The sequence below is a fragment of the Roseibium sp. genome, from assembly GCF_025698965.1.
Classification (GTDB): Bacteria; Pseudomonadota; Alphaproteobacteria; order Rhizobiales; family Stappiaceae; genus Roseibium.
The window spans coordinates 1-12027 of record NZ_JAILWL010000161.1; the positions used below are offsets into that span (position 1 = coordinate 1).

Genomic DNA, 12027 nt, shown 5'->3' on the forward strand with positions numbered 1-12027 from the left:
GGTTCCCTTCGCGACCAGAGAACGAAGCCTTGGCTGGCACGGCAATGCAATCCTGGTCAGGGACAATATCGAAATTCTGAGCCACCGCAGGATCGACCTTCCCAAACTTGAGCCAAGGGGAGCGGTTGCTGTCGATCTGGGTATCGGAGGTGAGAAGATCCGCGTCGCCGCCATGCATCTGAGCCTTGTCGGGCACTTCCGCAAGAAGCAGATCAACTCGCTCATGCATCAGCTTCACGAGCATCTGGACTATCTGCCGACAGTCCTGATTGGTGACCTGAACGAGTGGCGGAATTCAGCCGACAGTATTCGACTGTTTGAAGAACGCTACGAAGTGACAACTCCAGGACGCAGCTTTCCCAGTTTGCTCCCAGTCGGTAGTCTCGACAGGATCATTACCAGCCCTGAATTCACCGTTCGGCAAGCTGGCGTTCACAAATCAAAAACTGCACGCGTCGCCTCGGACCACCTTCCGGTATGGGCTCACCTGTCGCTTGAACCATCAAGTCTTTTGCCGCGCTGACAAGGCTGTGTGGACGGGATTGGTTCGGAATGTGGATAAAAAAAATTTCGTCCAGTTCCTGGGGTGAATAGCAGAAAGGGTCTCTCCCGTTCAGGTTTTTGCGACGCCGAAATGGACATTCTTTCTCAGAATCACGATGGACGCGGCCCATTTGGGTCTTGGGGGGCCGGAAAGCTCGCCGTACATCAATACGGGGCTTCTTGTCCCTTCTGTTCGCGTCCCAATGCGACACGCGACACCCCCAAAACCAATTCGTTCACGCGGCCTAGGAAATCAGCTTTACGATTGAAAAATAGAGCGCAGCGGACAACATGGCCGCAGCAGGCACGGTAATGACCCAGGCTGCGATAATCGTCATGAAATGCGCCCGCCGCACAAGGTGCCGGCGGGACTGGTCTTCACGATTACGGACCGGGCGGACTTTTGTTTGCCCGGCGCTTTGTCTTTTGTTCACATATGACAGACGCCGGCTGGAGCGCTCGGTATACCATTCACGGAAAAAGCCAACGCCAAATACGGCCCCCACAGCAATGTGTGTCGAACTGACAGGCAGCCCGAGACCGGATGCGATGATAACGGTGATTGCTGCGGACAACGAAACGCAATAGGCCCGCATCGGATTGAGTTTCGTAATCTGCTGCCCGACCATGTTGATGAGTTTCGGTCCGAACAGCAGCAGGCCGAAGGAAATTCCGAATGCGCCGACAGCCATCACCCAGAGCGGAATGCTGACCTTGGCAACAACTTCCCCGATCTGTGCGGTATGCACAATTGCAGCCAACGGGCCCACAGCGTTGGCAACGTCATTTGCCCCATGGGCAAACGACAGCAGCGCCGCTGAGCAAACCAGAGGGACCGAGAACAGAATGCGCAGGGACTGATTCCGGTTCTCCAGTCCTTCAGATTGGCGCCGAATGACGGGACGTACAATGTACCAGGCAGCAAAACCGATCGCCGCACCAATCAGCAGGGAAGTTGGCATGTCGATTTTCATGACCTTTTTCAGTCCCTTGAGGGCAAGATAGCTGGAAAATGTTCCAGCCATGACCCCAATGAGCACCGGAACCCAACGACGTGCAGCCGCAATCTTGTCATCCTGGTAGATAATGAAAACCTTGATAAAAGCGAGGAATGCCGCGGCAATCAGACCACCAAGGAACGGGGAAATAACCCAGCTGGCCGCAATGCTTCCCATCGTTGTCCAACTGACGGCGTTGAAGCCTGCAGCGGCGATACCGGCTCCCATGACACCGCCGACAATTGCATGAGTTGTCGAGACCGGCGCCCCGATCCAGGTAGCAAGGTTGATCCAAAGGGCTGCGGATACAAGCGCGGCCATCATGGCAGCCATGAATACATTGGCGTCAGCGACTGCATTCGGGTCAATAATGCCCTTGGAAATCGTCCCAACGACATCGCCGCCGGCGATCAGGGCCCCTGCACTTTCGAATACCGCGGCGATGATCAGCGCGGTGACCAGGGTCATGGCTCTCGAGCCGACAGCAGGCCCGACGTTGTTGGCGACATCGTTTGCGCCGATGTTCAACGCCATGTAGGCACCAATCGCAGCTGCCGCGACGATCAGAACACCACCGGGTGTCCCGGACATGGATGCTCCTGCGCCCAAAGCACAAATTACAATGAAGACCAGAGCGATCCCTGGTGCGATCAGACCACGGCCAAGCGACCCGGCCGCCTCTTCCATGTAGCTGAACTTGTCGAGATCTTTGTCGAGCGTTGGTTTCTTGAGGTTTTGCATGTGCGCTTGCAGGTCCGCAGTCCGCTTACGGATTGAACCGCAAGTCATGGCTTGTAGATATTGGCGCTTGCCTAAAAGCATCCCGCTGAAAGGTCAACGGGCGAGAGCAAAAAATTCTTTCCCACCTAAGCTTTTGACTGAATTAGCGCAGAAAATTGCGATATTTTCGTGTACCAACGCTTAGGCACAACCCATTTCACGAGATTACCAGCCCCAGCAGCTTGAAGATTGCGGCGGCGAGCAGAGCACTTGCTGGGACCGTCACAACCCAGGCGGCCACAATCGTAATGAAATTTGCACGCCGCACCAACAGGCGTCGCCTGCGCTCTTCCCGATTTCGGAGCATCTTACGGGACTTGAGCTGCCCTCCCTCGGACACGTAGCGGTTCCGATGCCATTCCCGATAGAAGCCCACACCGAAAATCGCTCCCAATGCGATGTGGGTCGAGGAAACCGGCAATCCAAGTGCCGACGCGGTCAACACCGTTGCTGCTGTCGCCAATGTGATGCAGAACGCTCGGATCGGGCTCAACTTGGTGATCTGTTTACCGACCACGGTTACCAGGCGGCGCCCAAAGAGCAACAAGCCGGCCGAAATGCCAAATGCGCCGACCGCACTCACCCAAATGGGAATCTCGGAATTAAGCATCCCCATCATCCAAAGGCTCATGTCGGTCACATCTTTCGATTGACTGATTACAATCGCTGCAAGAGGACCGATGGCATTTGCTACGTCATTAGCCCCATGGGCAAACGATAACAGTGCGGCTGTGGCCATGAGCGGAATTGCGAACAGCTCCCGCAATGAGCGGGTACTGTTTTTCAGGACATCTGCTTGCGCTCTGACTACTCCACCATAAATGCGCCAGACCGCTCCACCGATCATGACAGACAGGCCTGCTGCCGCCCATTCCGGAATCTCCCAGTAATGGCTGCTCGTCTTGATCAGGACATAGGCTGCGAAAACTGCCCCTGTGAGCCCAAGAAGCACGGGTAACCAGAATTGTGCAGCTTGCAACTTGTCTTGCACGTATATCAGCCTGGCATTCACAAATGCCATCAGGGTTGCCGCAACCAGTCCGCCCAGTACCGGCGAAATCACCCAGGTGGCAGCAATCGTAGAAATCGTTGTCCAGTTGATGGCCGAAAATCCGCTCACCGCTATGCCTGCGCCGACCACTCCGCCGATGATAGAGTGTGTGGTTGAAACCGGAGCGCCGATCAGTGTTGCGAAATTGATCCAGAGTGCCGATGCTGCCATGGCAGTCAGCATGGCCAGCATGAATGAAAAATTATCCGAAACATCGTGAGGGCCTAAAATTTCGCCCGAAATGGTCGAAACCACTTCCTTGCCTGCAAGCAGAGCACCTGCGCTTTCACAGATTGCCGCAATAACGAGCGCACTTGTCAGACTGACAATACGTGCCCCGACCGCCGGGCCAACATTGTTGGCAACGTCGTTGGCACCAATGTTGAGGGCCATATAGCCACCAATCGCTCCGGCGGCGACCAGAATGAGTGCGTCGGACAGATCAGACGAAACAACGTGCATAGCCGCAACGGCCGCGCAAAGAACCAGGAAGATGATAGCCAGTCCCGGTCCAATCAGCCTGCGGCCCATAGCTTCCGCCGCGTCGCTGACAAATCCGATCTTGTCGAGGTCCTTGTCCAGCGTCCTGGGTTTCAAATCCTTGTTCGTCAGCACGCCGTCGGTCTCTTTTTGTAGTTATATCTTGATACAAACAATGTCGGTGCGATCAGATCCAATTTGCCGCCGGTTCAACAAGCCGTCGCAATTAAACACGACACGAGCGTTTCAGCTTTTCCAGGAATTCAGATGGTGTTGGATCAAATCAGGTCAAATCTGACTGATGGCGGTGCAAGAAACGTTTCAGGTTGTTTTCCTCCACAGCGTCCATAGCCTCGGACAATGGCAACCAGGCACATTTTCTCTGACCTATCTCCGGAAAGGTCTCGAGCTGTTCTTCAAATTTCACTTTGAAGACAATCACTTTTGTACGAATCTTAAGGCCGCTGGAAAGCCCCTTGAACGAACGGAAACTCCCGATCGGTCTGGGATCAGCGGTTCCGACGACACCAGCTTCCTCATAAGCTTCGATCGTTGCAGTTTCAAATGCCGGCTTGTTTTTCTCCGGCCACCCCTTGGGAAGGATCCAGCGACCGGTGCCGCGTGTCGAGACGACGAGAATTTCCGGTCCGCTCTCACCAGGCCGATAGCACAGGGCAGCGATTTGCAGTCTGGCCGGTTTGACGAACAAACCACCCAAGCCACGCAACCACGAAACGTCCTGCAAATGTATCGACCTCGCGAATCCCATCTCCGCACCTACTACTTTCGTTAGGCGGCTATATAGGGAGTTTCGTCAAACCAGTCTAGTAAAAAGTGCACTTTGTGCACTCCCACCTATGAACTAATGGGATTTTTTGCGGCTTAATCCACAGTTACCGATACATGATCTGCGGTCCAGGCACCTGGCCAAACTTCAGCATTTCCGGACTTTAACACCCGCAGTTGCTGAACAGGAACAGACGCGAACAAGAACGGTTCTTCACTCTTCATACCATCAGTTGGTGATATTTCGGCACCGATGCCTGTAAATCCGAATTGCTCCTCGCAAGGAAGGTAGAGTGCTGCACCCGATACGTTTGAATCGTTTTGTGTGGTTCCCCTGGAAACACCGACGGTTCCACTCACTGCGACCGCGCACATGAGTTCGACGGCCCTCGCTTTCGCACAACCATATACGCGGTGATAACCGGAAAGCTTTTCGGTCATCGACGGAATCAGCAAGAGATCCAGTTCCTGCGTTGCCAGACGACTGCTGAGCGCAGGCATTTCAACATCGAGACAAATAAGTATCGCCGCTTTCAGGCCGTCCAGCTCAAAAACCTTCAGCACGCTGCCAGGTTTCAATTGCCAGGTTTCGGGGCATTGTTCGAAAGGTGTCAGACTGAGCTTGTCCTGACGTATCTCCCGGCCGTCCGCCGTCAATAGAAAGGCGGTATTGGTAATCCCTGTTTCGGACTTCACCGGCATCGTTCCGGCTAGCAGAGATAATCCGTATTTTTCCGGCAACGAAGCAAGAAGTGCGCGCAACTCCACACCTGTCTCCGCCAAAAAGTGCATTTCCTCATCGGGTCTCAAACCGTCGGGTTTGAACGCAAGGCAACACTCGATGAAATACTCGGGAAGTTGGAGGAGCCTTGCGCCTCCCGCTGCGGCGCGTTTCATACCGTCTTCGATCTGGGCGGCAAGAGCGTCGACAGTCTCCGGAGCACGTCCGAGATTGAATGACCAGAGAGCGATTTGATAGTCCGACATGACGCCACGCTTATCATCTATGAACAGTGTGTCAGAGATAATGCGGACATTCGTTCAAGATCAAGAACGAAAGAACGGCTGAAACGGTCAGTCGAGGAACAAGCCTACGAAGGTGGCGAAAGCAACGAGAAACCCTGTGCCAACCAGTTCGGTTCTTGGTTCCTTCGGCAAGGCGGTCAGCTTCGCAGAGCGACGAACTTCGCGAATACCCTTCAACGCCCTATCTGTGCGCTGTTCGATTTCAGCAAAATACGGTGACAGCTCATTCTGAGCACGCATGCCCGTTCCTCACGATTCCTTCGACATCCGAGAGGATAGGTAAAGACGATTAGAGTTTGGTTAATCGAGTCGTTCCGGACGCATTACATGCGGATTTTCTGCGGATCCGCAACGTCCAGAACCCTTAGCTGTACCTTGGGATTTCCCTGCCAGGTGTCAATCGAAAGCGTTCCAGCTACATGCAGGTTCCGCCCTCTCCCTTCCAGGAGCATTTTTCCATGCGGTTTATCGTCCGCCTTGAAACAAATCGCTTTCAAGGTGCTGCCGTCTCCAGCTGCGAGCGTTGCTCGCACGTGTCCCTTGCCGACAACATCAGCAAAGGAAATTCGGTGCGCCGGAAATGCAAAGACCGGTTCGGCATGTCCAGCACCATATGGTCCTGCCTTTTCCAGAAGTTCAAGCAAGTCCAGGGTTGCACCGGTCACTGTCAGTGCTGCATCGATTTTCAATTCCCGATGTGCGGTTGCCGCCTGAACATCATCCTTGAGCGTATCGTTGAAGAACGCTTCAAGCTCTGCCGCCTTTTCCCTTCGAACCGTCAGGCCGGCTGCCATCGCATGGCCGCCACCTTTTTCCAGCAATCCTTCTTCAACAGCCTGACGAACAGCCTTGCCCAGATCGACACCGGAAACAGACCGTCCAGAACCGGTCCCCTTGCCAGTTTCATCAAATGCAATCGCAAAGGCAGGCCTGCGGTGGGTTTCCTTCAGGCGCGACGCAATCAGGCCCACAATTCCTGGGTGCCAGTCATCGGCCCCTGTCAGCAACACAGCAGGATTGCGGGCCTCAATTGCAAGATGCGCTTCGGCGCCGGCCTGTTCCAGCATGACGGCTTCCATGGCCTGCCGTTCAGCATTCAGCTGATCGAGCCGTTCCGCAATTGCCCGAGCCTCGTGCGGGTCTTCCGTTGTCAGAAGCCTTGCGCCCAGAGCCGCATCTCCTATGCGGCCACCTGCATTGATGCGTGGACCAATCAGAAATCCCAGATGATAAGGCACCGGCTTACCATTGACCCGCGCGACATCCGCAAGGGCGGTCAAACCATAGTTCCGGCGCTGATGCATTACAGCCAGACCTCGTGTGACATAGGCCCGGTTCAATCCTTGCAAGGGAACAACGTCGCAAACGGTCCCGAGCGCAACCAGATCCAGAAGCGCCATCAGATCGGGTTGTTGCTGCCCCTGGAACGCCCCTCGCCGGCGCAATTCGCGGTTCAGACCGACCAGGAAAAGAAAAGTTACACCGACGGCCGCCAAATGACCTTGCCCGGATAGGTCATCCTGTCGGTTGGGATTGACCAGGGCCCTGACCTCCGGCAGCGTTTCGCCAACCTGGTGGTGATCAATTACAACGACGTCCAGATCAAGCCTTTTTGCTGCGTCGAAGGCTTCGAACGACGTGCTTCCGCAATCAAGAGTTACCAGAAGCTCAGCACCGCCTTGATGAAGATGCTCGATTGCCGGACCGTTGGGCCCGTAACCTTCAATGATCCGGTCAGGAATATGAATGACAGGGTCTAACCCAAGCCATTGAAGATACTTCGCAAAAACTGCCGAAGACGTAGCCCCATCGACATCATAATCACCGAAAATCGCGATTTTGCTGCCTGATTGAACAGCATCCGCAACCCGAGCAACAGCCGCGTCCATATCCACCAGGGTCGAGGGATCGGGCATCAAGGTCTTGAGCGATGGCTCCAGGAAATCGGGAGCCAGATCGGGCGACACACCACGTGCAGCCATGACCCTTGCCAGGACATCAGGCAAACCATGGGATTGCGAAATTGCCATGGCGGCGCGCGAGTCGGACGCACTCAGGCGTTCCCGCCAGGCATTGTCATTTGCAGAACGGGCGACTCCCAGAACGAGCCGCCTTTCCTCGTCGCCTGAATTACCGAGCATTCAAACCCGTCTTAGTCCAAGTGGAATTTTTCAAGATCCGTACTCTGGGCCTTGATGTAACGAACGGTTCCTGTGGACGAACGCATGACTACGGTATGCGTAGTTATATGATTCCGGCCGAAACGAACGCCTTGAAGAAAATTACCGTCAGTCACACCGGTTGCAGCAAACAGTACGTCCGGACCGGCCATTTCTTCCAGCGTGTACTTCTTTTTGATGTCTTCAATACCCATACGGTGCGCGCGATCGACCTGCTCGTCTCGGGTGATAACCAGGCGGGACTGCATCTGACCACCAATGCAGCGAAGGGCTGCTGCTGCCAGAACACCTTCCGGCGCGCCGCCGATGCCGGCATAGATATCAATACCGGTTTCTTCGGGGTCCGTCGTGTGGATCACACCGGCGACATCGCCATCACCGATCAGACGAATTGCGGCACCGGTTTCGCGAATATCCTCAATCAGACGAGCATGACGCGGACGGTCGAGCACGCAGGCGGTCACTTCGTTGACCTTGACACCCTTTTCCTTGGCAACTGCCGCGATATTGTCGGCAATCGACGCGTCCAGATCAATCAGTCCGGCGGGATAGCCCGGTCCGATTGCGATCTTGTCCATGTAGCTGTCGGGAGCATTGAGCAGGTCGCCTTCCGGAGCCAGCGCAATCACAGCCAGAGAATTCGGGAGGTTCTTGGCACAAATTGTCGTGCCTTCCAGAGGGTCGAGGGCGATATCGACTTTGGGTCCCTGCTTGGTGCCGACATTTTCGCCGATATAGAGCATCGGAGCTTCGTCGCGTTCGCCTTCACCAATCACAACCGTTCCGTCAATCGGCAGGCGGTTCAATTCCCGCCGCATGGCATCGACCGCGGCCTGATCAGCCGCCATTTCGTCGCCGTGACCGCGCAACCTGGCTGCCGACACCGCTGCCCGCTCACTGACGCGTGCCAGTTCCAGCGTCAGGATGCGGTCCAGGCCGCTCGACGGTTGATTTTCAGTATTGGACATCAACATCTCCAGTCTCTCCTCCCGCCAGGCGCCTTGGCGGGTACACTTAACTTCAATTCAGTTTCTCGATGCGGATCATCTGCGGTTGTTCAGCAACAACTCCCTTGGACATGATCACATCCAAGGCTTCCTTGATCGCAACTTCGGTGGTTTCATACGTGATCAAGATGACAGGTTGAGGCACGTCGGCATCGAATTGTGCCGGTGCCTCCAAGTTCGCGTGACGTTTCTGGACAATGGACTCCAGCGAAATTCCAGCCTCGCCCATGCATCGCGCAATTTCCGCAAATGCACCTGGCCGATCAAAAACAGACAGGCGGATATAGTAGCCACCCTCATGCAGCCTCATGCGGGCACGCTGGTAGTCCTTGAGGTCCACCGCAGGCATTCCAAGAACCGGCGTTTCATCACCACGTGCAACATCGGCGATATCAGCGACCACAGACGATGCAGTTGCATTGCCACCTGCTCCCGGCCCAGCCAGAACGATCTCGCCGACATAGTCGCCGTCTACAGCGACCGCATTCAGAACGCCGTCAATACGCGCGATAGCGGATGTCTTTGGCACCATTGTCGGATGAACACGCTGCTCAATACCGGTTTCCGTACGCTGAGCGACACCCAGAAGCTTGATGCGAAAACCAAGTTCATTTGCGGCCTGAATATCTGCTGTCGTTATGGAAGTAATGCCTTCCATATAAATATCGTCGCTGGATATTTTCGTGCCGAACGCAAGGCTGGTCAGGATAGCAAGTTTGTGAGCCGTATCGTTCCCTTCGATATCAAAGGTCGGATCCGCTTCGGCGTATCCAAGACGCTGAGCATCGGCCAGGCAGTCTTCAAAGCTGATACCATCGGCCTCCATCCGGGTCAGGATGTAGTTACAGGTACCGTTGAGAATTCCATAAACACGGCTGATGTCGTTGCCGGACATCGACTCGCGAAGCGCTTTGACAATCGGAATGCCCCCGGCAACCGCAGCCTCATAATTCAGACAGGCATTATTCGCTTCGGCAATCATGGCAAGGTCGACACCATGTCTGGCCAAAAGTGCCTTGTTGGCTGTAACGACGTGCACACCTCTTGAAAGTGCGGCGCGCACACTATCCTCGGCAGCGCCGTTATCACCGCCGATAAGCTCAACATAGATATCGATATCTGCTGTTTTTGCCAGTTCAACCGGGTCTGTGAACCAGTCAAAGGCAGAAACATCAAACCCACGATCCTTGGACTGATCGCGTGCGCTGACAGCTGTTACAGTTAAAGAACGTCCGGACTTCCGTGCAATCTGCTCGCCGTGTTTGGCCAAGAGCTGTACGACTGATGCCCCAACGGTACCCAGTCCAGCAATGCCAACTTTCAATGCTTCACCCATCAGGAATATTGTCCAGTTCTATTCAGCCAGATTTCTCGAGCGGGATGACGTTGTGCAGCTTTTGGTCCGCAGTTTCAAGGAAGCGGCGAATATTTCTCGCCGCCTGACGCAGCCTTTGTTCGTTTTCCACCAATCCGATGCGAACGTACTCATCGCCGTGTTCACCAAAACCGATACCGGGTGCGACTGCGACCTCAGCCCGCTCCAACAGCAGCTTGGAATACTCAAGGCTTCCAAGAGCCCGGAATTTTTCGGGAATTGGTGCCCAGCAGAACATGCTGGCCTCAGGTGCCGGGATGTCCCACCCTGCCCTGCCAAAGCTGTCGACGACCACGTCACGTCGTTTCCTGTAGACCGCGCGGGTTTCGCTGATGCAGTCTTCCGGGCCATTGAGCGCAGCCGTCGCTGCCACTTGAATAGGCGTGAAAGCTCCGTAGTCTAGATAAGACTTGACCCGAGACAAGGCGGAAACCAATCGCTCGTTTCCGACAGCAAATCCCATACGCCAACCAGGCATTGAAAACGTCTTGGACAGCGATGTGAATTCCACCGTCACATCCATGGCCCCGGGAACCTGCAACACGGAAGGTGGCGGAGTGTCGCCGAAGTAAATTTCCGAATAGGCAAGATCGGACAAGATGAAAATGTTGTGCTTACGTGCGAAGGCAACGACGTCCTTGTAGAAGTCGAGGTCGGCGCAATAGGCAGTCGGATTGGCCGGATAGCACAGAATAATTGCAATCGGCTTCGGTACGGAATGGATCACGGCCCGCTCAAGCGCATCAAAAAACTCCGTTCCCGGTTCAGCCGGGATGTTCCGGATCGATGCACCGGCCATAAGAAACCCGAAAGTGTGGATCGGGTAGCTTGGATTTGGACTCAGTATGACATCACCCGGCGCAGAGATGGCCTGGGCCATATTGGCAAAGCCTTCCTTGGAACCGAGCGTTGCAATGACTTGGGTATCGGGATCCAGTTTCACACCGAAGCGACGCCCGTAATAGGCAGCCTGGGCCTTGCGCAAACCGTGAATGCCTTTGGAAGCGGAATACCTGTGTGTCCGCGGGTCCTGAACCACTTCCGTCAGTTTATCTACAATATGCTTGGGTGTGGGCAAATCCGGATTGCCCATGCCAAGGTCGATAATGTCCGCTCCTGCCGCGCGCGCCTTCGCCTTAAGACGGTTGACCTGTTCAAAAACATACGGCGGAAGCCGTTTGATTTTATGGAATTCCTCCATGGCGCGGTTCCTTGCGAGTTGACAATATCGGCCGCATCCCACTCGGCGTAGCAGGCACAGCGGGGTCCTTTTAGCAGCCTCGGGAAAAATGCACACCCGTCTTTAGCTCACTAGCCACCTAAATTTGGAAGGAATTTTAGAACAGGTTTCTATCGGGAGCGCAGATTGACTATTGGTCCGACAAATCCATGCGCATTTCTGTCAAAGCGGAGCTGTCCTGAGTTTGCCGTAACCCTGATTTTCGACCGCACTTACACGGCCGCTTTTGTTCAATCGCAATACAACGACCCGGGCATGGTTATTCCGTTTCGCCCGATACACCCCTTGATCTGCAACTTCCAAAGCTCGTTCGATCGAATGCGCCGGTTTTGCCAGGGAAATTCCGGCACTTACACTCGCCTTCAACCTGCCATTGGTTGTCTCATGACAACTCGCAGAAAACCGTCTGGTGAGCTGATTGGTAAAAGTCTCGGCGACCTCGCTATCGGTTCTGTTCAAGTAGATACCGAATTCATCGCCCCCCAACCTGCCTACCACCATTTGAGAAGTCTCTGCATCACGGCAGACCGATCCGAACAATCGCAAAACCGCGTCTCCCAT

11 protein-coding genes are annotated in these 12027 nt (G+C 54.8%); 1 reads left to right on the plus strand and 10 read right to left on the minus strand.

What is annotated here, in order from left to right:
• On the plus strand, positions 1 to 523 hold a 523-nt coding region (locus tag K5905_RS14515), incomplete at its 5' end, for an endonuclease/exonuclease/phosphatase family protein (protein WP_297585144.1).
• A gap of 265 nt (positions 524 to 788) precedes the next feature.
• Here the strand turns inward: K5905_RS14515 and K5905_RS14520 are convergent.
• The 10 genes from K5905_RS14520 to K5905_RS14565 form a co-directional block, all read right to left on the minus strand.
• Positions 789 to 2282 carry an inorganic phosphate transporter gene (locus K5905_RS14520; RefSeq protein WP_297585146.1) on the minus strand — a complete coding sequence of 498 codons (1494 nt, stop codon included), beginning with the start codon at positions 2280 to 2282 and terminating at the stop codon, positions 789 to 791.
• 196 nt (positions 2283 to 2478) lie between these two features.
• Positions 2479 to 3987, minus strand: a complete 1509-nt coding sequence (locus tag K5905_RS14525; protein ID WP_297585150.1) for an inorganic phosphate transporter — start codon at positions 3985 to 3987, stop codon at positions 2479 to 2481.
• Between the two features lie 148 nt (positions 3988 to 4135).
• Complete coding sequence (locus K5905_RS14530) at positions 4136 to 4579, minus strand: NUDIX hydrolase (protein ID WP_297585153.1); 444 nt, start codon at positions 4577 to 4579, stop codon at positions 4136 to 4138.
• 155 nt (positions 4580 to 4734) lie between these two features.
• On the minus strand, positions 4735 to 5625 hold the full coding sequence (locus K5905_RS14535; RefSeq protein ID WP_297585156.1) for a nitrilase-related carbon-nitrogen hydrolase: 891 nt from the start codon (positions 5623 to 5625) through the stop codon (positions 4735 to 4737).
• 87 nt (positions 5626 to 5712) lie between these two features.
• Complete coding sequence (locus K5905_RS14540) at positions 5713 to 5904, minus strand: hypothetical protein (protein WP_297585159.1); 192 nt, start codon at positions 5902 to 5904, stop codon at positions 5713 to 5715.
• 83 nt (positions 5905 to 5987) lie between these two features.
• The gene (gene recJ / locus K5905_RS14545; RefSeq protein ID WP_297585162.1) at positions 5988 to 7805 is read right to left on the minus strand and encodes a single-stranded-DNA-specific exonuclease RecJ; all 1818 of its coding nucleotides are present in this window, start codon (positions 7803 to 7805) and stop codon (positions 5988 to 5990) included.
• An 11-nt stretch (positions 7806 to 7816) separates the two neighbouring features.
• Positions 7817 to 8812 carry a class II fructose-bisphosphatase gene (gene glpX / locus K5905_RS14550; protein WP_297585164.1) on the minus strand — a complete coding sequence of 332 codons (996 nt, stop codon included), beginning with the start codon at positions 8810 to 8812 and terminating at the stop codon, positions 7817 to 7819.
• A gap of 52 nt (positions 8813 to 8864) precedes the next feature.
• Positions 8865 to 10187 (minus strand): homoserine dehydrogenase, encoded by a 1323-nt coding sequence (locus K5905_RS14555; RefSeq protein ID WP_297585167.1) that lies wholly within the window; start codon positions 10185 to 10187, stop codon positions 8865 to 8867.
• Positions 10188 to 10209: 22 nt separating this feature from the next.
• The gene (locus K5905_RS14560) at positions 10210 to 11427 is read right to left on the minus strand and encodes an LL-diaminopimelate aminotransferase (protein WP_297585169.1); all 1218 of its coding nucleotides are present in this window, start codon (positions 11425 to 11427) and stop codon (positions 10210 to 10212) included.
• Positions 11428 to 11628: 201 nt separating this feature from the next.
• The coding region (locus K5905_RS14565; protein ID WP_297585171.1) for a GGDEF domain-containing protein at positions 11629 to 12027 on the minus strand (399 nt) is incomplete at its 5' end.

Excerpts from the sequence above, each read along its gene's own strand:
- K5905_RS14520 (WP_297585146.1), bottom strand. The coding sequence starts at position 2,282 with ATGCAAAACCTCAAGAAACCAACGCTCGACAAAGATCTCGACAAGTTC.
- K5905_RS14535 (WP_297585156.1), bottom strand. The coding sequence starts at position 5,625 with ATGTCGGACTATCAAATCGCTCTCTGGTCATTCAATCTCGGACGTGCT.
- K5905_RS14540 (WP_297585159.1), bottom strand. The coding sequence starts at position 5,904 with ATGCGTGCTCAGAATGAGCTGTCACCGTATTTTGCTGAAATCGAACAG.
- recJ (WP_297585162.1), bottom strand. The coding sequence starts at position 7,805 with ATGCTCGGTAATTCAGGCGACGAGGAAAGGCGGCTCGTTCTGGGAGTC.
- glpX (WP_297585164.1), bottom strand. The coding sequence starts at position 8,812 with ATGTCCAATACTGAAAATCAACCGTCGAGCGGCCTGGACCGCATCCTG.
- K5905_RS14555 (WP_297585167.1), bottom strand. The coding sequence starts at position 10,187 with ATGGGTGAAGCATTGAAAGTTGGCATTGCTGGACTGGGTACCGTTGGG.
- K5905_RS14560 (WP_297585169.1), bottom strand. The coding sequence starts at position 11,427 with ATGGAGGAATTCCATAAAATCAAACGGCTTCCGCCGTATGTTTTTGAA.